Raw genomic sequence first — 23,389 nt, 5'->3', positions numbered from 1 at the left:
TCAAGGGCGAAGGCCCGCCTCGGCGCGGTACTGCAGGCAGCGTCGGTCGCCGGCCTCGACCCGACGGCACCCGCGAGGGCGCACGTCGTAGATCGAGCAGCGCACATTCGCGCCGATGCGGCCCCGCAGGGCGATGCAGCGGTCGTCGGGGGCGACCAGCTTGAGGTGCACGCGCCCGTCGGCATCGCGCTGCAGCAGCGCGGCACCCCGCGCGCGCCGACGCAGCGGCTCGTCGTCGCCGACCTCGACCCACGCGCGCACGCCCTCGCGCCGGTTCTCGAGCGGGTTGCGGCAGCAGGCGCCGCAGCTGCGGCAGTCGAGCTGCGACGGCGCACCGACGACGTGGAGCGTGCGACCCACCGGCCGCCTCACGCGTGCACCGCAGGCGAGCTGCCGTCCGGCATGGCGGTGCGCTAGAACATCAGCAAGAAGCGCGCGTAGGCGTAGGTGTCGATGACGTCGTCGATCACGAAGCGACGCCCGACATTGTCGACCACGTCGCGGCGCAGCGGATTGACCTCTTTGGTGCCGGGCTCGACGCGATCGTTGTCGGCGCCGCCGTCGGCCTTGCCACGGTTGGTGAAGGTCAGGAAGTGCCGCGTGTCCGTCTGCACCGTGAACCCGGCCATCAGCCGCGCGTGCGGTCCGAGGTGGAGGTTCAGCGCGCCGTTGAAGCCGAAGGTGCCGTAGTCCTGCAGATCGGTGACGCCGTTGTGTCGTGCGCAGGAGCTCCCGCCGGCCTGCAGGTAGCCAGGGTCGCCGGGGTTGTCGGCGGCGAACGCCATCGCGGCGTTGCGATCGCACTGATCGGCCGTCGTGGGATCGTTGGACCCGACCATGGCGGGCGAGTCCGCCAACAGCTCCCAGATCTCGCTGTAGCCGCGACCGCTGTAGTGCAGCACCGCGCTGCCCTCGAGCAGCACCGAGACCTTGAACTGCTTGGCCTTGCGCTCCCACGGCACGATCTCGGTGCCAAAGCTCATGCCCGCGGTGGACTGGGGCTGCTTCTGGGTCTGCGCGCCGAAGCGCGAGAAGTCCTGGAACTGGCTGGCGGCGCCCTTGAACGCCTGTCGCCAGAACGCGGTGAAGTACGGGTCGAGGAAGCGATGGCGCCGCGACAGCGTGGTCCACAGCCCGAGCTCGTGGGTGCGACGACCGACGCGGTGGTTGCCGGCGGGATCGTCTTGATCGATGTTGCGCGTGAAGGTCATCGCGCGACCGACCCCGAAGCGACCCTCGAAGCCAATCACCCAGTTCGGCATGTGGGCGCGCTTCTCTTGGTTCAAGATGCCGTACTTGAGGCCGACCCAGAACTGGTCGATGCCGCGCCGGGTCGGGCCCTTGAAGATCAGCTCGGTGCCGGGGCCCGTGAACTGCGTGAACGGGGCACCGTTGGTGGTGGCATCGAAGCCATCGCGCGGGATGATGCCGTCACGGATGGTGGTGCTGTTGTTCTTGTTGACGCAGGTCGCCGACGGGTTGGGCGGCACGTCGTCGCCGTAGACGCAATCGTCGGCGCGCTGATCGAAGGCGTAGTTGCGGTTGTCGGCGAGGATGACCGGCAGCGACGCGTAGATCGCGAGGTCGTGCCACAGACCGATCTCGATGGTCGGCGTCAGCACGTGTCGTTGCTGGCGGTAGACCAGGTCCTTCACGAGCCGGGTCTGGGTGTCGTTGGGGCCGCCCGTGTTCCACTCGCGCAGGATCGCCGCCCGCTTGTCGTTGAACGTGTAGGCCAGCCCCATGTGGATGTCGAAGCGATTGTTCTCTTCGAACGAGCTGGCGACGCGGGTGACCTCGGCGGCCGTCGCGTCGCTGCCCGCACCGGCTGTCGCCGCGGCGAGCAACAGCGCCGGCAGGATCCGGCGACCGTGTACAGGATGACGCATGATGGGAGCCGACAGCGACGCTACCAGCGCCGCTTGGCCCGCGTCAACGGCCCTGGCCGTCGTCGCTGGGTCGCAAGCCGAGCTCCTTCATCTTCGACTGCAGGCTGCGGCGGCTGATCCCGAGCAAGCGGGCGGAGCGGGTCACGTTGTACTGCGTCTGAAGCAGTGCCTCGCGGATCAGTGCCTCCTCGACCATGCGCGAGCCGGCGCGCACGGCCTCCTTGAGGTCGAACCCCAGGCTCGTCAGCGGCAAGCGCAGCAGCTTCTCGTCGGCACCGGGGGTGCCCGCGGCGCCGTGCGGCCCATCGCCGTGTTCGCCGGTGGACGCCGTCCGCTCGGCAGCGACGCCGCCGTCGCTGCGCGTCACGTCGCCGCCGTGGGTCCGCGGGCCGTCGTCGTCGTGCTCGACGCCGTCGCGCGAGTCGTCGCCGCCGTCGCGATCGGTGTCGAGGAACGCGTCGGGCAGGGCGTCGGGCTCGATCACCGGCCCCGACGCGAACAGCACCATGCGCTCGACCAGGTTCTCGAGCTCGCGGATGTTGCCGTGCCAAGGGTGGCGGGCGAGCGCAGCGAGGGCCTCGTCGGAGAAGCCCTTGACCTGCTTGGCGAGGCGCTCGTTGCAGCGCACGATGAAGTGCTCGATGAGCGCCGGCAGATCGTCGAGGCGGTCGCGCAGCGGCGGCAGGTGGACCGGCACCACGTTGAGCCGGTAGTAGAGGTCCTCGCGGAACTCCTTGGCGCGCACCGCCGCTTCGATCTCGCGGTTGCTGGCGGCGATGATGCGGACGTCGACCCGCAGGGTCTTCACGCCACCGACGCGCTCGAACTCGGACTCCTGGATCGCGCGCAGCAGCTTGACCTGGATCTCGAGCGGGATCTCGGTGACCTCGTCGAGGAACAGTGTGCCGCCGTCGGCGAGCTCGAAGCGACCGGCGCGGCCGCTGACTGCACCGGTGAACGCGCCGCGCTCATGGCCGAACAGCTCGCTCTCGGTGAGGCCCGCGGGGATCGCCGCACAGTTCACGCGGATGAACGGGCCCGCCTTGCGCGGCGAGCCCAGGTGCAGCGCGCGTGCGACCAGCTCCTTGCCGGTGCCGCTCTCGCCGGTGATGAGCACCGTCGAGGGGCTCGCAGCGGCGGTGCGGATGATCTCGCGCACCGCACCGATCGCGGGCGAGCGACCGATCATGCCCAGCGACTCGCTGGCGTCGTCGGGCTCGCGGGTGCGCTCGTCGCCGCTGCGCTCGCGCGGACCGGGCCCGACCGAGGCGCCGGACCGGGCCCGCGTTGCGACCGCGCGCTGCAGCACGGTACGGATCTGATCGCGGTCGAAGGGCTTCTCGAGGTAGTCGAACGCGCCGAGCTTCACGGCCTCGACCGCGGAGTCGACGGTGCCGTGGGCGGTCAACAACACCACGGGTAGCTCGGGATCCTCGCGCACCAACGCGCGCAGCAGGCCGATGCCGTCGAGTCGGGGCATGCGGAGATCGGAGATCACCGCGTCGAAGGTCCCCGACGGCGAGGTCCGCACTCGCGCCAGCGCAGCCTCACCATCGGACTCGGCGTGCACCTCGAAGCCCTCCTGCTGCAGCAGCGCGCCGAGCACCTTGCGGAGGTTGGGCTCGTCGTCGACGAGCAGGATGCGGGGTCGATGGTGGCTCACGTGGGTCGGGCCTCGGGTGGGGAGTGCGGCACGATCGGCGGCGTCGCGGCGCTGGCGTCGCGGGGCGCCGCGTCGGCCGGCCCGAGCTCGGGCTGCACGGGCAACAATACCGTGAAGCGGGCGCCGCCCTCGGGATTGTTGGCGACCTCGATGACGCCGTGGTGATTCTCCACGATGCGCTGCGAGATCGGCAGGCCGAGGCCGGTGCCACCGCTCTTGGTGGTGTGGAACGGCACGAACAGGTTGGTCATGGTGCGCGAGCTCAGGCCCGGGCCGTTGTCGCGGACGTCGATGGCGAGTGCGTCGCCCCGCAGCAGCCCGCGCTGGCGCACCGACAGGGCGATCTCGATCTTCGGGTCGGAGATACCCGCGGTGGCGTCGAGCGCGTTGAGCACGAGGTTGTGCAGCACCTGCCGCAGCGCGTCGCCGTCGGCCCGCACGGTCGGGATCTCACCGTGGGCCCGCAGCTTCACCCGCTTCTGCACGGCGTCGGGCAGCAGGCGTACGGTCGCGTGGACGATGTCGCGGGGGTCGACCGGCGACAGCTCGCCTTTGAAGGGGCGCGAGTAGGTGAGGAACTGGCTGACCACGCGGTTGAGTCGATCGACCTCCTCGACGATGACGTCGAGGAATTCGCGGGCCTGCGGACCGGACTTGTCTTCGATCGACTCCATCACCTGGACCGCACCCTTGATGGCGCCGAGCGGGTTGCGGATCTCGTGGGCGAGACCGGCCGCCATCTCGCCGAGAGCGGCCAGGCGGTCGCGCTCCTTGCGACCCTCGTAGACCGCCGAGTTCGCGATGGTGGTGGCGGCCTGGGCCGCGACGCCCTCGAAGAGCTCGATCTCCTCGCGGGAGAACGGCTCGAGCAGCCGCTCGTCGTCGACGAACAACGCGCCCAGCAGCTCGGGCTCGGTGCGGTCATCGCCGTGGCCGAGCGCACCCACGATCGGCAGCGCGAGGCTGCCCTTGATCGCGCCCATGGTCTCGAGCATCTCGTCGAGCTCGACCTGCGCCTCGGCACGGGCACGTTCGCGCTCGCGCTGCAGCACGTCGCGCAGCTGGGTGCCGTGACGCAGCATGCGCTCGAGCAGCGGTCGACGGGTCGCGAGGTCGAGTCGCGCGAGCGGGACCGGCCCGAGGTGCCGCGACAGCACCAGCGCGCTGCCCTGACGATCGATGAGGTAGAGGCTCGCCTGGGTCACCCGGCCCGACGCCTGCAGCTCCGCCACCACCAGCTTGGCCATCTCGTCGGGGTCGATCACGTTCAGCAGCTTGAGGCGCAGCTGCAGCAGAATGCGGCGCATCACCCGACGATCGCGGTACAGCCACGACTCGAGGCGACTCTCGATCTCGGTGCGCACCGGCTCGAGCAGCACCAGCACCGCGAACGAGGCCACCGCGGCGTTGAACACGAACAGCGAGCGGTTGCTGGCGTCGCGCGCTGGGATCCACAGCAGCAAGAGCGCGTAGAGGCCGGTCACCACCACCACCAACACGCTCAGGCTCGCGATGCGCAGCGCGACCTCGGGCAGATCCAGCAGGCGCTCGCGCACCAGCGTCTGCGCCACGAAGTAGAGGTACACCGCGGTGACGATCGGCCCGACCGCGGGCACCCACGACGAGCCCAGCGCGAGCGCGGCGATGCTGGCGTAGAACACGTAGCGCAGTCGCGGTGCCGCGCTGGTGCCCTCGGCCGCCCGCGCGGCCCGCCACACCCGCGTGATCGCCAGCAGCAGACCGACGATGACGTAGGTGCCGAGCAGCATCGGCACCACCTCCCACTGCGGCAGCTCGCGCAGGCTGGGGAAGAACAGCACCACCGTCTGCGCCAGCACCAGCAGCGTACCGAGCCGGCGCTGGATCTTCTCGTACCTGCGGCCGCCGACCGCCGGTACGAACGACGACAGGCTGCGGCCGGCGGTCCACGGCAGCAGCACGCTGATGGTCTGCGCGAACCACCCGAAGATCGACAGCTGCGAGAACCCGAAGAAGAACCGCGCCAGGTGGAACAGGCCCAGGTTGAAGCAGAACACCGCGAACAACACGAAGTTGTCGCGACGGCGGTCGCGTAGCACCACCGAGGTGCCGATCGCGAACGCCACCGTCGCAGCGAGCAGCGAGCTGAGGCTCTCACTGAGCGAGGTCGCGGGCATGGCGAAGGTCCGCGCCAGTGTAGCCCGCAAACCCCGCGCGCACCGACCCCAGCGGCCCGGCGCCGGCGCCGGGGTCGGGCCTGCCGCTCGCCTTGCCGACGCGGCCGCGCACCCGCCCGCCCCGCGCTGGCCGCCGCGGCCGCCGCTGTGGCATGATGCGGGGGCCATGGCGGGTCCGCAGCTCATCGACAATGACAAGCGCGCGCAGCAGAAGGCCCGCGCGATCGCGTCGGACATCTACCTGTACAACAAGCAGAAGATCGAAGAGGCCCTGCTGGCCGACACGTTCTTCGACGATCCCGACCTCTCCGACCTGATCACCGAGGGGCGCGACCTGTTCCGCGCCGCGGTGACGCCCGACCTGTTCAAGCGCAACTACTACGACCGCGCCATCGTCGACCGCGTGATCAAGCCGATGGCGGCGCTCAAGTCGACGATCTGGTAGTGGGCACATCGCCGTCGGCGTGGTCGGTGTCGCTGCCGGCCGGGGGCGGTTCGCGGCTGGATCGCGCGCTGCTCGACGCGCTCAACGAACGCGGCGCCAACCTCACCCGCTCCGCGCTGCAGCGCGCCTTCGCAGCCGGGCAGGTCACCAGCGAGGGGCGGCCGCTGCGGCCCTCCCAGGCCCTGCGCGCGCCGATCGAGGTGCAGGTCGTGCTGGTCGCCGCGCCGCCGCTGGTCGCGAGGCCCGAGGACCTGCCGCTGCCGGTGGTCTTCGAGGACGACGATCTGCTCGTGGTCGACAAGCCCGCTGGCATGCCGGTGCACGCGGGTCCCGGGCACAGCGACGGCACGCTCGTGAACGCGGTGCTCGGTCACCTCGTGCGCGCGTCCGATGTGGCGCCGCAGCTGCCGGTGATGCCGGGTAACGACGACGCGCGTCCGGGGCTCGTGCATCGGCTCGACAAGGACACCAGCGGGCTCTTGGTGCTGGCCAAGCACGCCGCCGCGCAGGAACACCTCGCGGCGCAGTTCCGCCGCCACGATCTCCACCGTGCCTACCTCGGGCTGGTGTACGGCGTGCCGCGCTGGCAGACGCAGCACCTCGACACCCTGCACGGGCGCGACCCGGCCGATCGTCGCCGCTTCTCGCCCGCGGTCGGGACCCGTCGCGCCATCACCGATGCCGCGGTGGTGGAGCCGCTGCACGGCGCCGCGGTGGTTCGCTTCGAGCTGCACACCGGCCGCACGCACCAGATCCGAATGCATGCCCGCCAGCTCGGCCACCCGATCCTCGGCGATGTGCTCTACGGCCACGTCCCCGCCGATCCGCGGGTGGCCGCGGCGATCGTGGGCCTCGGGCGGCACGCGCTGCATGCCGCCGAGCTCGCGATCGTGCACCCCGATGGTCGACGGCTGTCGTGGCAGAGCGCGCTGCCGGCCGAGCTGGCGGCGGTCGTCGCCGCGCTGCGCGACGGCCCGCCCCGCTGATGGCAGACTAGGCGCGCGCGTGTTCGACGTCGCCGACAACCTCGCCGCGATCCCCGGGCTCGTCCACGGCTTCACCGACCGGCGCGGGGGCGTGAGCGAAGGGCGCTACGCCACGTTCAACATGGCGAGCAAGTGGGGAGACGACGTCGCCGCGGTCGCACGCAATCGCGAGCTGCTGGCCGATCACGCCGGCTTCGATCGCGGCGCGCTGCGGCTGGCGCGACAGGTCCACGGCCTCGCCGTGATCGACGCCGCGACCGCGTCCGAGGGCGTCGAGGCCGATGGCCTGTGGTGTCGCCGGAGCCACGGGCTCGTGTTGGGGGTGCTGACCGCCGACTGCGTGCCGGTGCTGCTGGCCGATCGCGAGGGGCGCGTGGTCGCGGCGGTGCACAGCGGGTGGCGCGGGACCGCGGGGAACATCGTCGGCGTTGCGGTGGCGCAGCTCGTCGCCGCTGGGATCAGCGCCGACGCCCTCGAGGCCGCGATCGGTCCGTGCATCGAGCAGGCCGCGTTCGAGGTCGGCCCCGAGGTGGCGTCGCAGTTCGACGCCGCGTACGTCGACCGCCGCGGCGCGCGACCCCACGTCGACCTGGTTGCGGTGGTGCGCTCGCAGCTGCAGGGCGCCGGCGTGTCCGCGGCCGCGATCGCACGGGTCGGCGGCTGCACCCACGCACAGCCCGATCGCTACTACTCGTATCGGCGCGACGGCGCGGGCATCGGCCAGATGCTCGCGTTCATCGGCTGGCGCGCCGGCGCGTGACTACTTCGCGGGCTCGGCGGGAGCGGCCGCCGGAGCGTCGCTCTTGAACTGGTTCTCGAGCGTGCCGGCCTCGCGCTTGGGCGACATGATGGCCACCACCGACATCGCGGTGATGTAGCCGAACAGTGCGATCACGCCGCCGATCATGAGCAGGTAGCCGAGCCCCGCGATGTTCGCGATCGGCGGCTTCGAGGCCTGCATTTCCCACTTGTTGTCGGCGATGTCGGTGGAGGACATGTGCGCTTCTCCTGTCGGGGCTCGACCGAGCGGCGAGCCGGCCGCCGTTGCTCGTGGCCCGATGCGGGCTCACGGGGCAGCACGGCACCGTAGCATGTCGGTTCGCCGGCGGACAAGCGCGGCGGCGCCGGTGCGGGCGCATGCTCGGCGGCCGCGTATGGTCGACGGCCGCGTATGGTCGACGGCTGCGCATGCTCGACGCCTGCACATGGGTCGATGGGCGCGCGCCGGCCTGGGCACCGGGCTGGGCGCCGGCCTGGGCACCGGCCTGGGCACCGGGCCAACGTGGTGTTAGGGCGTATCGAGGCCGTAGGCCGGGAGGATCTCGCCCGCCAGCGCCTGCAGCTGGGCGAGTGCCTTCAGATAGGTGACTTGCGCACTGAGCGCTGATGCCTGCGCCTTGTCGAGCTCGTCGAGTCGCAGCAGCACGTCGTAGTTCGTCGAGCGACCGACGTCGTAGCGGGCCTGCTCGGCGGCGAGGTTGTCCTTGGCGAGGTCGACCGAGATCTGCGCGACCTCCATCACCTTGCCGGCGGTGCGCAGTCCGTTCGCCGCTCGGATCACGCCGGTCGCGACGGTCTGCTTGGCGCGTTCGAGGTTCACCTGCGCCTTCTTGATCTGCAGCTTGGCGGCCTGATGCCGGCCCTTGGCGGTCCGGTTCTGCACGTCCCAGGTCAGCGTGAGCGAACCCTGCAGGGTCCAGTCGGCGAGCAGCCGGTTCTCGTCTTGGATCACGCGCTTCTTGTTGAAGAAGTTCTGGAACGCCTCGCCCCAGCTGCCTTCTCTGCCGGGGTCGCCGGTCTGTGCGGTGGCCGAGGTATCGGTGCTGCGGCCCTGGGGGGTGAAGCTGCCCGAGAAGTCGAGCTGTGGCAGTCGTTGGTTGGCGGCGACCAGCTCGTCGATGCGGCCGCTGGCGATCTGGATCTCGAGCTGCCGCACCTGCGGGTTCTGCTTGAGCGCGCGATCGATCTCGTCGGACAGGTTGACCGTGCGCGCCTTCACGAGCGGATCGGTCGCCGGTAGCACGCCGAAGGTGCCGCTGCCGTCGAACGACTCGCCCATCAGCGTGCGCAGCGTGAGGCTGCGGTCGAGCAGCGTGTTCTCGGCGGTGAGCACGTCGCTCTCGCGGGCGGCGAGCGCCTGCTCGACGGCCTTGGCGTCGACCGGCGAGGTGCGGCCGGCGGCCACCAGCGCCTTGGTGCGCTCGAGCTGCCGGGTCGCGAGCGCCACGCTGTTGCGCTTGTTCTGCAGGTCGCGGTGGGCGAACAGCACGTCCCAGTAGGCCGAGATCAGATCGCGCACGAGGTTCTGCGCGGTGAGGATCTGCGTGGCCTGGGCGGCGTTGACCGCCAACTTGGCCTTGTTGATGTCGGCGCGGTTGACCTTGAGCCCGGCGCCCTTGAGCAAGGGCTGCGTGAGCGTCAGGGTCGGCGTGATGCGGTAGGTCGACAGCGTCGTGGTTGCCGCGTTCGCGGCCAGGAAGTTGCCGGTCTTCTGATCTTGCTGCGAGCGGTTGATGTCGATCCTGAGCGAGACCGTGCCGCCGATCTCGAGCTTGCGCTGGAACCCGAGCGTGAGCCCGAGCGAGCGGTTGCCGGTCGCGAAGGTGATCTGCGAACCGCGCTGCGGGGTCTTGGCGACAGTGCCGTTCAGCGCGGCGCTGAGGAACACGTCGTAGGCACCCAGCGCGGTCATCACGTTGGCCTCGGAGATGCCGACGTCGATGGCGTTGCTGCGCAGATCGATGTTGGTCTGCAGCGCCCGCTGCAGCACGTCCGACAGCTGCAGCGTCTCGGCCGCGAACGGCGGCTCGTAGTCCGGCGGCAGGCCGGCGTCCACGGTCGGGAGGTCGACCGCGACGGGATCGGTCGGCGCCTCGCGTTCGGTGGCAGCGGCCGTCGGAGCCGGCGGCGGGGCCAGGGCGAGCAGGGTCGTGAGCAGCAGCAAGGGGAGCCTTTGGGTCGCGGGGAGCGGGGTAGGGCGGGGCGAAGTACCGCCTGATTGGCGCGTGCGGTCAAGCGAAGCTCGTCCGCGCGGGGGTAGACGGGCCGAGGCCCCTGCAGGTTTCGTCGAGCCGCTTTGGCGGGGGCCGAGCGGCCGTGGCGGCCAGGGCCCGCCCGTCGGACGGCGTGCGCCCGGCCGCGAAGGCCGCGGGCTGGCCGAAGGGTCGGCTCGCGCGCCCGTCGCGGCCGCTGGCCATGTAAGGTTGCCCCCCCATCCGCGTTTCCTGCCGCGAGGAGACCCCCTGCGGTGCAGCAAAGGGGCGCGGTCAGAGGTCCAGCTCTCGTCCCCGACGCCGTCGGAGACCACCCCCGGCCCCGCCAGAACGCCACCCAGGTGAACGACCACGTCGATGTCGATGAGTCCGCCGAGAAGGCCCTGGTCGAGCGCGCCCAGTCCGGTGACGCCGCCGCGGTGCGAGCGCTCTACGAGCGCTACGCCGCCAGCGTCCATCGCTACGCGATCGTACCGCTCGTGCACGATCGCACGCTCGCCGAGGATCTGCTCGCCGACACCTTCGTCCGCGCGATGGAGAACATCGGCCGGTTCCGCTGGCAGGGCAAGGGCGTGTTGCCCTGGCTCATCCGCATCGCGAAGAACCTCGCGCTCGATCACCTCCGCAAGTCCGGCCGCTTCGGTGGCTGGCCCGATGGCTTCGAGCAGTTCGTCGCCGACGAAGACGGCCCCAGCGGCGAGGCGATCGCGTCCGAGCGTCAGCTCACCATCCTCATGCGCGAGCGCATCGACGTGTGCCTCGAGGCGATCAACCCGCGCTACGGGAAGGTCCTGCGCCTGCGTCTGGTCGAGGGCACACCGCGTGATCGGGCGGCGGCCGAGATGGAGGTCTCGGTCGGCACGCTCGACGTGCTGCTCTTCCGCGCGTGCAAGGCGTTCCGCCGCGTCTATGTCGAGCGCTACGGCGAGACACCGACCCTCGAGTTCTAGGCAATCATGACCACGCAATCCTCCCATCACGGCCGTGACGAACTCGCGCTCGCCCGCATCGCGGCCGAGCTCGCGGCCCTCGGCGAACCCGAGCTCGACGCCGACACGGCCGAGCTCCGCGCAGCGGAGCCCGACGCGGCGGTGTCGACGTTGTTCGCGCTGGTGCACCCCCAGACCGCTGCGGTGACCCTCGACGATCTCGGCCGTGCCCGGGCGTGGCGTCGCATTGCGGCCGCGCGTGCGCGCCGTGACGCAGCCGCGGCGGTGCCGGTGGTCCACGGCCCCGCCAAGCTGTTGAGGGCGGCGTGGATCGTGGTGGCGGCGGCGGCGGCCATCATCTTGGTGCCCGTGCTGGCGCCGCAGGCCCGCGAGCGGCCCGACGAAGCCGAGCTCGAGGGGCTCGCGGCCGCGGGTGCCCAGGCCCGTGGTGCACTCGCGCGGCTGCCCGGCGGGCAGGACCGCGAGCGCGCGCAGCAGCTCGCGCGCGAGTACAATGCGCGCATGCACGGGGGCCAGCGATGACTGCGAGCAAGCGCAGCGGCCGCTCGCGCTTCGTCGCGTGGCTGCCGTGGATGCTGTGCCTGTCGGCGACCACGTCGGTGCTGGGCTGCGATCCCGACGATGCGGCCCATGCCCGCGCGGACGAAGCCCCCGACGATCGCCTCGCGACGCACCGCGTGGCGTCCGCTGCCGCGACGCCGGAGGGCTTGGCGTACCTCGAGGCCGTCGCCGCCGTGCACGACGACGCCGACGGTCAGTCGAGCGCCGAGGGCCGCGCCGCCGCGCTGCGTCGCGGGCTGGCGTTGCCGGTGCCGGCGGGCCTCGCCGAGGCCGAGGTGTTGCGCCTCGAGCTGGCCGCGCGTCTGGCCGAGACCTTGGCGTCGCATCCCGAAGGGGTGCCCGCGGCGATCGATCTGCTCGCGCCCATGGTGGCACCCGAGCGATCGCTGCCGCTCGATCGCGCCAGCGCGCGCGCGCTGGTCACCCTGGGTGATCTGGCGGTCGCCGCCGGCGACGACGCCCTCGCCGCGGGCAGCTACGCCCGCGCGATCCGTGTGATGTCCTCTCTACGCCAGGAGCTCGAGCGATGAGGTCGCCCCGCCGACATCCCTCCCGTGCGCCGGGTACGGCAGCGATCGTCCAAGCGCTCGTGCTGCCGCTGCTCGTGCTCGCCCTCGGCTGCGGCCCCCAGGCCGGCGGTGGTGGCACCGTCACGCCCGGCGGTGCCGGTGGCGGCGTCTCGTCGGATCCCGACGGTCGCGACGAAGGCCAGAGCGCCGGCGAGCTGAAGCAGCGCCTCGACGCGTTGCTCGATCGCGAGGAGCAGCTGGCACCGCAGGCGGCGACCGACGCCGGCAAGTGCGAGGACCTCTGCGAACTCGCGACCAGCATCTGTGCGGTCGAGGAGAAGCTCTGCGATCTCGCCGACGACCACCCCGACGACGACGCCTACCAGGGTCTGTGTCGCGAGGCTCGCAACGAGTGTCGCGAGGCCCAGGACTCGTGCGTGCGCTGCGTCGAGCGGCTCGGCGCACGTAGCACGCAGCCGCAGTGACGCGGCCGCGATGGCGTCGCCGCGCAGGCGAGCGAGCTAGTGACCCGAGAGCACCGCGGCGGGTTCCATCCGCGCGGCACGGCGCGCCGGCAAGAACGCGCCGAAGATGCAGAAGCTGACCGCGAAGCCGAGCGCCGCGAGCAGCAGCCACCACGGGAAGTCGAAGTACGTCGACGGCTTGTAGGGGAAGTCGGGCACGTACTCCTGCGAGACCCAGTCGAACACCAGGCTCGACAGCCACGCCAGTGCGACGCCGGCGAGGCCCGCGAGCGCGCCCAGGGTCGCGGCCTCGCCGAGGACGATGCGCGCGACGTCGCCGCGGCTGGCCCCGACCGCGCGCATGATGCCGATCTCGTGCTGACGCTCGTACACCAGCATGAAGAACACATGCATGATGTTGACCGCTGCGATGCCGACGATCACCGCGCTGACCAGCGCGAACACCAGCGTGAAGATCGCGATCAGCAGGGCGGCCTGCTCGGCGCCGGTGTCGGCGACGTCGAGGTTGAGGTCCTGCACGCCCTTGGCGACCGCGGCCACGTCGTCCTTGCCGGGCACCATCACGATCACCGAGTGGTAGCGCTGGGCGTCTTCGGGCTTGCCGAACTCGACGTTGAAGCGCTGCACGTAGCCAATCGGCATGGTCAGGCCCAGCGCGATCGCCTTCTCGGAGAAGCCGACCAGCTGGCCGCGCTCGTGCAGGACGTGGTCCTTGTTGCTCGCGCCGACCATCGACGAGCCGATCACGATGTCGAACGAGAATCCCAGCACGCTCTCGGGCACCAGCTTGGGAAAGCCGTGGGCGCGTCGCAGGGCGCCGTTGTAGAGCTCGACGATGTGTTTCGAGGCCAGGATCGGCACGAAGTGGCGGCACACCTGGGGGGTCCCCGCGAGCGCCTTGCCGTAGTCGTCGTTGGCGTTGCGGCGCTTGTAGGGCGTGCCCGGGGGGTAGCCGCAGTAGAGCTGCTCGCTGCCGCAGTCCTCGTCCTGCTTGCACGCCACCGGTGTCGTGGGCTCACCGCCGGCCGCGTCGAAATCGCGGAACTCGAAGCCGGATCCGACGTCGTGCTGCACCAACGCAGGGTTGATGCCGTCGGCGACCAGCTCCGTGCGCAGGTCGGCGCCCAGCAGCGCCTCGCCACCGGTGGCGATCGAGGGCACCGTCAGGCGCATCTTGGGGTAGACGATCTCGACCCCCGGCAGCGCCTCGATCTGCTTCACCTTGGCGTCGTCGATGATGTCGGTGCCGAGGGTGCTGCCACCCAGCGCCAGCGGACCGACCGCGATGTCGAGGCTCTTCGGCACGACCTCGAGCTGGTCGAGTGGGAAGATCTTGCCGAGCACGACCGCGCGCACGCCCTGCGCGAGGGCGATGAAGAACGTGAAGGTGGCGATGCCGACCACGATGCCGATCGAGGCCAACAGGAAGTGGTTGCGGCTGCGTCGCAGGTTCGCGAACACCATCCGCCACAGGCGTCGCGATCTCACGGGTTGGCCTCGCGATCGTCGGCCCGGGCGGGCGCGACAGGCTCGGCCGCGGGCACGGAGGGCTCGGGCGCGGGCGCGGTGGGCTCGGCTGCCGGCGTGGTGGGCTCGGGCGCGGGCGCGGAGGGCTCGGCCGCGGTGCGGCCGTCGTCGAACAGCTGGCCGTCCTCGACCCGCAGGTGTCGCTCGGTCGCCGCCGAGATCTTCGGATCGTGGGTGACGATCACCACCGTGATGCCGGCGTCGCGGTTGAGCTTGCGGAACAACCCGACGATCTGCGTGCCCATCTTGCTGTCGAGGTTGCCGGTGGGCTCGTCGCACAGCATGAGCTTGGGGCGGTGGAACAGCGCGCGGGCGATCGCCACCCGCTGCCGCTGTCCGCCGGAGAGCATGGTCGGCTTGCTGTCGCCGCGGGTGCCGAGCTCGACCTCGTCGAGCACCTCCTGCGCGCGGCGTCGGGCCGCGTCGTCGTCGACGGTACGATCGCCCCGCGCGAACAGGGCCGGCAGTGCGACGTTCTCGACCACCGTCAGGTGCGGCAGCAGGTAGAACGACTGGAACACGAAGCCGACGAAGCGGTTGCGGTAGTCCGACAGCTCGACGTCGCTGAGGCTCCGCAGCGAGCGGCCATCGACCTCGATCTCGCCGCCGTAGTCGCGGTCGAGGCCGCCGATCGCGTGCAGCAGGGTGGTCTTGCCCGAGCCCGACGGGCCGATGATCGAGACGAACTCGCCGTCGCCGATCTCGAACTCGACGTCGCGCAGGACCTCGTTGACCAGCTTGCCGGTCTTGTAGGCCTTGCGCATGCCGCGAACGCGGATCACGTGGGCGCGACGATAGCCGCGGTCGGCGAGCGCGGTCAATGTGGCGGGCGGGCCCTGATGGGGCGGCCACGTCACGCGTGCACGGCCTGGGGCTGCTACGCTGGTGGGCGATGGCACAGACCGCGACGATGCGGCGCTTCGAGGTCGCGCTCTCCGACGCCGATCGTGGCGTCTACGAGACCCTCGATCTGCGGGTCGCGCAGCATCCCTCGGAGAGCGAGCGGTACCTCGTCGCCCGTGTGCTCGCGCGGGCGCTCGAGCACGCCGACGGGGTCGAGTTCAGCCGTGGGCTCGCGGCCGGCGAGGAGCCGGCGCTGTGGCAGCACGATCTGCGAGGCGACCTGCAGGCGTGGATCGAGATCGGCAACCCGACCACCGAACGCCTCCACCGCGCGAGCAAGACCGGCGCGCGCGTGGTCATCTACACCTGGAAGGCGCCCGAGGAGCTCGCGCGCGCCATCGCCGACGCCAAGGTCCACCGCGCCGACGCGATCGCGATCCACGTGCTGGATCCTGCGCTGCTCGACGCCGTGGTCGCGACGCTCGATCGCAACAACCACTGGGCGCTGTCGATCTCGGGTGGCAGCCTCTACCTCGACGCCGGCGGCCGCTCGTTCGAGGGCGCGCTCCGGCGCGCGCTGCCCTAGTCGGCGTTCTGACCCATCACTATCGCTGTGTCGAGGTACCAGTACCTCGACGGCGCCGTCGCACGGGTGGTGAAAGCGGCAGGCGAAGCGGTGCGTTCGGTGCCGCGGATGCTCCGTGCACCCCAGCTCCCGTTGCTCGCGCTGGCGCTCGCCGCCTGCACGGGGCTCGGCAGCCCGTTGCGGGTCCACGACGAGCCACCGCCCCGGGCGATGGATGTGCCCGTGATTCCCGAGGCCCCGTCGTCGGCCGCCGGCGAGCGACCGCAACCGGCCGTGCGCGGCCCGTCGCAGTTGGTCGCCGGTGGCTTCCACGCGTGCGTGCGCCGCGAAGATCGCCGGGTCGCGTGCTGGGGCCTGGGCGACTTCGGTCAGCTCGGTGACGGTACGACGCAGGACCGCGCAAGTCCGGTCGAGGTGGTCGACCTCGTCGACGTCGAGCAGGTCGCGCTGGGGCTCGAGCACTCGTGCGCGCGGCTCGGCTCCGGCCAGGTGCGTTGCTGGGGGGCCAATCCCTTCGGCCAGCTCGGCGACGGCACCGACGACGAACACCCGACGCCGGTCGCCGTCGCCCGCGTGGACGATGCGATCGACCTGCAGCTGGGAGACTTCGAGGCCTGCGTTCTGACGGCGCGTGGCGACGTCGCGTGCTGGGGCGGCAACCAGGGCGGCATGCCGATCGCATTCCAGCCCGACTCCGCGTGGCGGGCGACGCCGCGGATCGAGCTGCGTGACGTGGCGGGCCGCCGGCTGGCGGTGACGCAGACGTACCGCTGTCTGTACGGTGGCGGCGATCCGCAGTGCTGGGGCGACGCGGCGTTCGATCCGTGCGCGGCGCCCGGGGGCCGCGACGATCCGAGCTGCCCGATCGCCGATCTGATCGATGTCGTCGACCTCGATCTCGACGCCGCCTTCGGGTGCGCGGTGATCGAGGACGGCGCGGTGCGGTGCTGGGGCAGCAACAGCTATGGCCAGACGCCGACCGGCGGCGCTGCGTGCTACCTCGACTATCCCGAGGCCGGCTGTCCGCGGCCGCTCGACGGTGTCGAGGCCGCGGTCCAGGTCGCGGTCGGGACCTGGCACGGCTGCGCGCTCGATCGCGACGGCGCCGTGACGTGCTGGGGTGCGAACAACTTCGGTCAGCTCGGCACCACGCTGGCACGGACGCAGGAGCAGCGCTGGGCCGATCTGCACGGCCCCACCCGCATCGAGCGCTGGCACGACGTCGTCGAGATCGCGGTCGGCCGCGGGTTCACCTGCGCACACACGCGCGACGGCGCCGTCGCGTGCCTCGGTGATCTCGCCGAGGGGCGTCGCCCGCGGCCATTGCTGGCGCCGCGGCCGATCGCACCGGCGCGCGGTTGATGCGGGCGCGCGCTCACCACGACAGCCGCAGGCCGACCGACGGCAGGATCGGGAGTGACACCACCGGCACCGCCTGGCTGTAGTCGTAGGCGTCGTTGCGGAACTCGGTGTTCTGGTGGTTGTAGACGTTCTGCACGTCGGCGTAGGCGTCGAGCTCGAGCTTGCGCCACACGAAGTGCTTGTCGACCCGCAGGTCGAGCTGGTGGAAGGTCGGCACGCGCGCGGCGTTGCGGCGGCCGCCGATGGCGATGTAGTCGCCGGTCGATGCGTCGTAGACCGCGCCCACGTGCGGCGTGTACGGATTGCCCGAGACCACGCGGAAGCGGGCGCCGACCTGCCAGCGCCGCGGCAGCCGGTACACCGCGATGAGCGTGAGGATGTGGGTCTGATCGAAGTCGAAGCGAAAGAAGCCCTCCTTCGGGTCGAACTTCCGCTCGCTGCGCGACAGCGTGTAGCTGGCCCAGCCGAACAACCGCCGCGTGAGATCCTTGCGCACGAACAGCTCGCCGCCATAGACCCGCGCGAGCCCGGTGCTCGAGAAGTTCTCGGGCCCGATCGCGCCGTCCCGGCGCCGTACCAGCTCGCCGCTGGGCGCCGCGAGGTCCCAGCCGTGCTTGTGGAAGCCACCGATCTCGACGCTCCACTTCTGCGGCAGCTCGACCCGCACTGCGGCGCTCGAGTGCAGCATGCGCTCCGGTCCGAGTCGCGGGTTGCCGAAGGTCGGGTTCCACTCCTGCACGTCGGGGATCTGCGAGTAGATGCCGACCCCACCGCGGATGCTCACCCGATCGCCAGCCCGCAGCACGAAGCGAAAGCGCGGATCGACGGCGGCGCGTCGGAACTGCAGGCCGTAGTAGGTCAGCCGCACGCTCGGCACCAGGGTCAGCCACGACGCCGCGTCGAGGTACAGCGTGCCGTACAGGCCCGGCTGCGCGTAGCGATTCTTGCTGTCGAGCGCCAGCCTCGTGGCCTGATCGCCGGTGCCGTTCTGCGGGATCGCGACCGACTCGGCGTCGATCTCGAACTGCCCCGCGGTGCCCTGGGTGCCGAGCTGCAGGCGCGCGCGGGGCCCCAGTCGCCGACCGATCTCCGCGCGACCCGAGAAGGTGTGCAACCCGAGCGAGAAGCGGAAGACGTCGCCGGCGCCGGCCTTGGCGAGGTCGTAGCGGTACGACGGCGTGAGCAGGATGTCCCAGCCGCCGGTGTGGTTCTCGTACGCCAGATCGACGCGGTGGAACAGCAGCGTGGTCTCGAAGCGGTTGCGGGCGTCGGCGCTGACGTCGTTGGGGTCGGCGGTGACCAGCTTGGTGCGATCGTCGGAGCCGAACACCCGCGCGGTCAGCTTGCCGGTGCCGACTGGGTACTCGAAGATGGCCTGGTAGTCGTAGTAGCGCGGCGCGACCGTGAGGCCGATGCCGGCGTCATCCGGCAGCACCGCGGGCAGGATCGCGTCGATGTAGCTGCGCCGCGCCGACACGATGTACGAGCCCTTGCCGATCGGGCCCTCGACCATCGCGCCGGCGTCGAACAGATCGGCGTCGACGTAGCCGTGGACGCCGTCGCGGCGACCCGCGCGGGTCTTCACGTCGATGATGCCGCCGGTGGCGTCGCCGTAGCGGGCGTCGAAGTTGCCGGGCAGAAAATCGATGTTGGTGATGATGTCGGCGTTGAAGACGCTGGTGAGGCCGCCGAAGTGGAACAGCTGCGGGATCTCGTGCTCGCCGAGGAACACCGCCGAGTCGCTGGGATCGCCGCCGCGGATCACCAACAGGCCGATGCCGAACGGCGCGCGCGCGATGCCGGGGAAGTTGGTGATGGCCTTGAGCGCGTCGCCCTGCGTACCGGGCAGGTTGCCGATCTCCTGCGCCGTGATGCTGCGGCGCACCACCTCCTGCCGGGACTCGCCCTCACTGCGCACGACGGTGCGGTAGGGGTTGTCGCTGGCGCGGACCAGGTAGGCATCGAGCGCGACCTGCTCGCCGGGCGCGACCGCGACGATCGACTCGAAGCGCTCGAAGCCTGGGGCGGTCGCGACGACCCGCAGCTTGCGCGCGGGCCGGGGGAGCGGCGGGATCGCGAAGCGGCCGCGGTCGTCGCTGCGCACCTCGAGCTGCCACGGCGGCATGGGCAGCTCACCGTAGGTCTGCTTGCGCACCACGCCCGGCTCGGCGTCGTCGGGCGCGGGGATCACCAGCACCGTCGCGGCGGGCAGCGGCACGCGGGTGCCGGCCTCGTGCACGACGCCCACCAGTGGCGCGTCGGCTCCGCTCGCCGGCAGCGGTTGCGTGGGCTCGGCGGGCGGCGTCTCGTCGTCGTGCGCGTCTGGGTTCGCCGATGCGTCGTCGGGTGTGGTGGGGGGCGGAGGCGTGAACGCGATGCGCTGGTGCAGCACGATCTCGACCGGTGCACCGTCGAGGGTCGCGGCACGGTAGCGCAGGCGACCGATGGCATCGACCGCGAGGGCATCGAGGGTCGGATGCAGCGGTTGCTCGACGGCGATCGAGTGCGGCACGCCATCGATGCCGATCACGAACGTGACGCCGACCTCGCCCTGCGGCGGATCGTCGGATGCGGCGAGCTCGGCGGGGTAGGTCACCTCGACGCCCTCGACGAGCTCGGGCGGCACGAGCCCCGCGGGCAGCCCCGCGGGCGTCTCGGGGGGCAGGGCGGCCGCGATCCGGGGCGCGAGCGCGAGCGCGAGCGCGAGGGTGAGCGAGCGGCCCATCGACGCGCGTATCGTAAGCGAGCGGTGAGCAGGCCTGGGGGGCAATGTCCCGGCTACGCTTGCGCCCCAGGCTGCCGCGACAGCAGGTGGCCGCCCTCGACGATCGTCGCGCGCTCGGGCGGCACTACCCGAGTGCGATGACTGCGATGCTCGGCCTGATGGTGCTGCTCTCCTCGACCCCTGCGATGCCTGTGGCGGGGGCGGCCACAGCCCCCGCCGACGCGCCGACCGAGTCGGCGACGCGGCCGCGCTGGCGAGGACTCGGGTTGACCATCAGCGGGGCCGCGCTCGGCACCGCGTGGTTCGGGCTCGCATTGACCGCAGCACTCTCGGACGCCGACATTGCGCGCGAGCAGGCCCGCGGCGAGTCGCCGCGGACCTGCATCGAGTTCTGCATGATCGGGCCGGCGTTCCACTGGGCCGGCACACCGCTGCTCATCACCGGTGCCGCGCTCATCGGCGGCGGCGCGCACCTACGGGGGCGGTGGCTCGCGCGCGAGGGCCGGGGCATCGGCCGCTCGCTGCACCGCGGCCGCGTGCTCGCGGGCACCGGCGGTGGCCTGCTGGCCGCCGGCGTGCTGGGGCTCGCGCTCGGCGTCTCGCTGCAGGGCCACCCGAACCTGGGACCGCAAGGTGGCCTCGCCGTGCGCGAGGTCGGCTGGTGGAGCGCGACGGTGTTCGGCATCGGTGGTGCTGCACTTGCGGGCCTCGGCCACGGCATCATCCGCGGTCATCGCGAGCGCGCATCGAGGGTGCAGCTGGGCGCCGCACCGATGCTGGGCGGAGGCGTGCGGGGCCTGTCGTTGTCGGGCCGCTTCTGATGCCGACGTGAGCGTTGCGCGGCCGCGCGGTCACATGTCGACGGTGATCTTGTCGGACAGCCGCAACACGTCCTGGGTGCGCTCGAGCGCCATGCGATCGGCCTGCAGCACCTCGCTCACCGAGGCGAAGGTGCGGCCCGAGTGTGGATCGACCACCGCCGGCGAGAAGCGCAGGTAAAACGGCCAGGTGTCGACGTTGGAGGCTCGGATGTGCTCGATGTCGAAGTTGCGCGAGGGACCACCGGCGGTGCGCGTGCGCAGCTGCACCCAACGCGGGTAGGGCACGTCCTGGCCCTGGATGCCGAGCTTGCAGCCGTCGGCGAAGTTGATGTGCTCGGTGTCCTTGGTGTGAAACGGCGGCTTCGCGGGCACCGGCACCAGCGCGGTGGCGTCGGAGCCGTCGCCGGGGACCTCCACGAGGATCGGGTCGGGTCGCGAGGTCGGGGCCCCGGGGCTGGTGACGCCGACGATGTCGAAGAACAACGCGCGATCGCGGGGTCGCACGTCACCGCCGCGGGCCCCGGTCGGCACGCGGCCCCAGTGCCAGCGCGCGATCTGCTTGTAGACGAGGTCGGCGCCCCACTGGTGGTCGTGGTAGCCGCCGTGGCCGGGCACGTTGGTCTGTGCGCGGCATACGACGTGCTTCTTGCCGCCGACGCGATCGCGCTGCACGAGGCAGTGGCTGATGAACACGGTGGGGTTCGGCATCACGCAGGCCCAGTGATGGCGCACGCCGCTCTGGTCGATGAGCACCGCGTCGGTCGGCTCGAAGCCCGGCGTGTTCTGCTCGAAGGTGGCCTCGAGGTCGATCTCGAGCCCGCGCGCGATCGCGCCGACGAGGGTCTTGCCGCGGTGCTTCACCCGCAGCGTGTAGCTGCCGTTGAAGTTCTGCACGAACGAGCAGTCCCCGAAGCGCAGCTGCACCGTCGGGTCGCCCGGGCGCGACACGTGCACGCGACTGGCGATGTCGGCCCGCGGCATGCGGCTGATGAGCAGCGCCACGTTCTTGCTGGCGTGGACGTCGACCACGTAGCTGACCACGCCCGCGTAGTGCCCGGGGTTGTCGCCGTACTTGGCGAAGTAGTCGACCTTGCGGTGGTGGTGCCGCTGGTGCGCCAGCAGCCGGTGCGGGTCCATCCCGTGCGGGTAGTGGAAGCTGGTGATGACGCGGAACGGTCGGCCCTCCACGTCGACGAGCTCGACCTCGAAGTACCACCACTCGTAGTGCTGCTGCGCCGGTGACAGCACCAACGGGGTCTGGGCATGACGGTGGGCGGATGTGAGCGGGTCGATCGTCCGGATCGCCATATGACTTCGTCTTAGCAGGGTCGGGGTCGAGGCGCCCGCCGACACGCACCACGTTTCGTCCCCGCCTCCCCGTGCGCTGGGTCGCAGTCCATCGGCGACGCGGTGCGTACGCTGGTGGCCATGCTCCGGCAACACAGGCCCTGGCCGCTCGCGCTCGTGCTCGTGCTCGGCGCGGGTGCTTGCGACATCTTCGGTGCGGCGGGTGATGACGCGCCGACCGACGGCGACGTCTGTCACGCCGACGACGAGTGCAGCTCGGGCGTGTGCACCACGGCGAACCTGTGCTCGCACTCGCTGTGCAAGTGCCCCAACGGCGCGTGTGCCGAGCACGGCTCGGTGGTCGACGATTGCCGCGACGACTGGGTGTGCGTCGATCGCGAGTCGATCTTCGATCCGGTCGTCGAGTTCTTCGACGGCACCCCCGCGAAGGACCAGGGCTACTGCCAGCGACCGTGCGCCGCCGACTGCCCCGATCACTACACCTGCGAGCCCACCGACGGATTCTGCAGGCCCGACACCGAGTGGACCCGACCCGAGCCGACGATTCGGTGGCGCGGGGTCGCCAGCGGCGAGGTCACGGGCAACATGAACAGCGCGACCGTCACGGTCGAACGTGGCGCGACGCTGATGCTCGAGGGCAGCGCGAGCTCACCGGTCGATGCGGCGATCACGGGCTTCACGTGGACCACCGTCTCCGACGCCGGCGACTATGTCTCGTCCGAGGGCGAACGCATCGAGCTCCAGGTGCCCGAGCAGGGTGGCTACCGTCGTGCGGAGCTCTCCGTCAGCGACGAGCGCCTGCGCGGTGCGATCGTGACGGTGGTGTTCGAGAGCTGCGCCCCGGCCGGAGCCGCGTGCGGCTACATGGGCTCGGGCTGCTGCACCAGCTGCGACGCCGACGGCGTCTCGTGCATGTGAGTGCCGCCTTGGCGCCCCGCGAGTCTCGCCTGGTGCGGCGGTGCGATCGCCAGCCCGGCCGTCGCGGCTGCGACACCGAGTGCGGGGCCAAGGCACCGCGCGTGCCCCCCCTGCGGCGACGGCTCACCACGGCGCGGGGACCGGCACCGATTCCCAGCACGCCGCGTCGAAGCCGAGCGACGCGCACGCGAACGACTCGCTGCACGACGCGACCGGGGCGAAGGCGAACTTGCCATCGGCGCACACGACCCGCAGCACGCCCTCGTCGACGCGCTCGACGATCTTCGGCGTACAGATCACCCCACGCGACTCGAGCAGCCGCTTGCCGAGCGCGTCGTCGTCGAGCGACTCGAGCCAGCCCCAGCGGGCGTACGCGACGATCAGCACGACACCGAGCAGGGCGAGCACGCCCGTGGCGAACCGAAGACGCATCGCGTCGGTGGAACGCGCCAGTGGGGCGGGGGCATTCCGATCACGCCGCGGCGGTGGCTGAGCATGGTGAAGGCAGGCCGCCCGAACCCGCGCACGGCGCAGGGGTGAGAACGGCTCCGCAGCCTCGCCCGGCGCCGAGTTGCGCAGCAGCCGGTTGCCGCCGGGCGCGTACACGTACCGCCGCGTGAAGTTGCCGCCGGACGCGGTGTGCCGCAGCCTGCTCCGGCACC

20 protein-coding genes and 3 pseudogenes are annotated in these 23,389 nt (G+C 71.4%); 11 read left to right on the top strand and 12 right to left on the bottom strand.

What is annotated here, in order from left to right; genetic code table 11:
• The 5 genes and pseudogenes from IPH07_14725 to IPH07_14705 all read right to left on the bottom strand — a co-directional run bounded on the left by IPH07_14725 (nt 1) and on the right by IPH07_14705 (nt 5,708).
• Entirely contained in the window at nt 1-360 is a 360-nt protein-coding gene (locus tag IPH07_14725) for a YkgJ family cysteine cluster protein (GenBank protein ID MBK6918644.1), read from the bottom strand.
• Between the two features lie 53 nt (nt 361-413).
• Nucleotides 414-1,889 (bottom strand): hypothetical protein, encoded by a 1,476-nt coding sequence (locus IPH07_14720; protein MBK6918643.1) that lies wholly within the window; start codon nt 1,887-1,889, stop codon nt 414-416.
• A 43-nt stretch (nt 1,890-1,932) separates the two neighbouring features.
• A pseudogene (locus IPH07_14715) lies at nt 1,933-2,154 on the bottom strand (sigma-54-dependent Fis family transcriptional regulator).
• Between the two features lie 153 nt (nt 2,155-2,307).
• Nucleotides 2,308-3,552 (bottom strand): annotated as a pseudogene (locus IPH07_14710) (sigma-54-dependent Fis family transcriptional regulator).
• Nucleotides 3,549-5,708 carry a GAF domain-containing protein gene (locus IPH07_14705; GenBank protein ID MBK6918642.1) on the bottom strand — a complete coding sequence of 720 codons (2,160 nt, stop codon included), beginning with the start codon at nt 5,706-5,708 and terminating at the stop codon, nt 3,549-3,551. The pseudogene IPH07_14710 and the gene IPH07_14705 overlap by 4 nt, the downstream one beginning before the upstream one ends.
• A gap of 166 nt (nt 5,709-5,874) precedes the next feature.
• Between IPH07_14705 and IPH07_14700 the strand changes: the two genes are divergently transcribed.
• The 3 genes from IPH07_14700 to pgeF are packed head-to-tail and all read left to right on the top strand — an operon-like array spanning nt 5,875 to nt 7,899.
• Nucleotides 5,875-6,153, top strand: coding sequence for a hypothetical protein (locus IPH07_14700; protein MBK6918641.1), 279 nt, complete (start codon nt 5,875-5,877; stop codon nt 6,151-6,153).
• Nucleotides 6,153-7,139, top strand: a complete 987-nt coding sequence (locus IPH07_14695; GenBank protein ID MBK6918640.1) for an RluA family pseudouridine synthase — start codon at nt 6,153-6,155, stop codon at nt 7,137-7,139. Before IPH07_14700 ends, IPH07_14695 begins: the two co-directional genes overlap by 1 nt.
• A gap of 19 nt (nt 7,140-7,158) precedes the next feature.
• Complete coding sequence (gene pgeF / locus IPH07_14690) at nt 7,159-7,899, top strand: peptidoglycan editing factor PgeF (GenBank protein ID MBK6918639.1); 741 nt, start codon at nt 7,159-7,161, stop codon at nt 7,897-7,899.
• Here the strand turns inward: pgeF and IPH07_14685 are convergent, their stop codons facing one another.
• Both IPH07_14685 and IPH07_14680 read right to left on the bottom strand, forming a co-directional pair.
• Nucleotides 7,900-8,136 carry a hypothetical protein gene (locus IPH07_14685; GenBank protein MBK6918638.1) on the bottom strand — a complete coding sequence of 79 codons (237 nt, stop codon included), beginning with the start codon at nt 8,134-8,136 and terminating at the stop codon, nt 7,900-7,902. It lies immediately after the preceding gene.
• Nucleotides 8,137-8,427: 291 nt separating this feature from the next.
• Nucleotides 8,428-10,083: a TolC family protein gene (locus IPH07_14680; protein MBK6918637.1), complete on the bottom strand. Its 1,656-nt coding sequence runs from the start codon at nt 10,081-10,083 to the stop codon at nt 8,428-8,430.
• A gap of 390 nt (nt 10,084-10,473) precedes the next feature.
• On the opposite strand from IPH07_14680, the gene IPH07_14675 reads away from it, so the two are divergent.
• The 4 genes from IPH07_14675 to IPH07_14660 are packed head-to-tail and all read left to right on the top strand — an operon-like array spanning nt 10,474 to nt 12,637.
• Complete coding sequence (locus IPH07_14675) at nt 10,474-11,082, top strand: RNA polymerase sigma factor (protein MBK6918636.1); 609 nt, start codon at nt 10,474-10,476, stop codon at nt 11,080-11,082.
• Nucleotides 11,083-11,088: 6 nt separating this feature from the next.
• The gene (locus IPH07_14670; GenBank protein ID MBK6918635.1) at nt 11,089-11,604 is read left to right on the top strand and encodes a hypothetical protein; all 516 of its coding nucleotides are present in this window, start codon (nt 11,089-11,091) and stop codon (nt 11,602-11,604) included.
• Complete coding sequence (locus IPH07_14665; protein MBK6918634.1) at nt 11,601-12,173, top strand: hypothetical protein; 573 nt, start codon at nt 11,601-11,603, stop codon at nt 12,171-12,173. The genes IPH07_14670 and IPH07_14665 overlap by 4 nt, the downstream gene beginning before the upstream one ends.
• Nucleotides 12,170-12,637, top strand: coding sequence for a hypothetical protein (locus tag IPH07_14660; protein MBK6918633.1), 468 nt, complete (start codon nt 12,170-12,172; stop codon nt 12,635-12,637). Before IPH07_14665 ends, IPH07_14660 begins: the two co-directional genes overlap by 4 nt.
• A 36-nt stretch (nt 12,638-12,673) precedes the next feature.
• Here IPH07_14660 and IPH07_14655 read toward each other — a convergent pair whose 3' ends face one another.
• Nucleotides 12,674-14,125: an ABC transporter permease gene (locus IPH07_14655; GenBank protein ID MBK6918632.1), complete on the bottom strand. Its 1,452-nt coding sequence runs from the start codon at nt 14,123-14,125 to the stop codon at nt 12,674-12,676.
• A 146-nt stretch (nt 14,126-14,271) separates the two neighbouring features.
• Nucleotides 14,272-14,928, bottom strand: a pseudogene (locus IPH07_14650) (ABC transporter ATP-binding protein).
• A gap of 128 nt (nt 14,929-15,056) precedes the next feature.
• Here IPH07_14650 and IPH07_14645 point away from each other — a divergent pair.
• Both IPH07_14645 and IPH07_14640 read left to right on the top strand, forming a co-directional pair.
• Nucleotides 15,057-15,593, top strand: a complete 537-nt coding sequence (locus tag IPH07_14645) for a YaeQ family protein (protein MBK6918631.1) — start codon at nt 15,057-15,059, stop codon at nt 15,591-15,593.
• Between the two features lie 108 nt (nt 15,594-15,701).
• Entirely contained in the window at nt 15,702-16,955 is a 1,254-nt protein-coding gene (locus IPH07_14640; GenBank protein ID MBK6918630.1) for a hypothetical protein, read from the top strand.
• Nucleotides 16,956-16,968: 13 nt separating this feature from the next.
• On the opposite strand, the gene IPH07_14635 is transcribed toward IPH07_14640, so the two are convergent.
• On the bottom strand, nt 16,969-19,680 hold the full coding sequence (locus tag IPH07_14635) for an energy transducer TonB (protein MBK6918629.1): 2,712 nt from the start codon (nt 19,678-19,680) through the stop codon (nt 16,969-16,971).
• A gap of 137 nt (nt 19,681-19,817) precedes the next feature.
• Between IPH07_14635 and IPH07_14630 the strand changes: the two genes are divergently transcribed.
• Nucleotides 19,818-20,501 (top strand): hypothetical protein, encoded by a 684-nt coding sequence (locus IPH07_14630; GenBank protein MBK6918628.1) that lies wholly within the window; start codon nt 19,818-19,820, stop codon nt 20,499-20,501.
• 30 nt (nt 20,502-20,531) lie between these two features.
• On the opposite strand, the gene IPH07_14625 is transcribed toward IPH07_14630, so the two are convergent.
• Complete coding sequence (locus IPH07_14625) at nt 20,532-21,809, bottom strand: hypothetical protein (protein MBK6918627.1); 1,278 nt, start codon at nt 21,807-21,809, stop codon at nt 20,532-20,534.
• 120 nt (nt 21,810-21,929) lie between these two features.
• Here IPH07_14625 and IPH07_14620 point away from each other — a divergent pair, with 120 nt between their 5' ends.
• The gene (locus IPH07_14620; GenBank protein MBK6918626.1) at nt 21,930-22,727 is read left to right on the top strand and encodes a hypothetical protein; all 798 of its coding nucleotides are present in this window, start codon (nt 21,930-21,932) and stop codon (nt 22,725-22,727) included.
• 123 nt (nt 22,728-22,850) lie between these two features.
• Here IPH07_14620 and IPH07_14615 read toward each other — a convergent pair whose 3' ends face one another.
• A complete protein-coding gene (locus tag IPH07_14615) occupies nt 22,851-23,159 on the bottom strand; it encodes a hypothetical protein (GenBank protein MBK6918625.1) in 309 nt (102 codons plus the stop codon).
• Between the last annotated feature and the right edge of the window lie 230 nt (nt 23,160-23,389).

It is taken from the genome of Deltaproteobacteria bacterium, from assembly GCA_016709225.1.
GTDB lineage: Bacteria > Myxococcota_A > Polyangia > Nannocystales > Nannocystaceae > Xiheibacterium > Xiheibacterium phototrophicum.
This window is presented reverse-complemented; position numbering and strand designations above follow the sequence as displayed.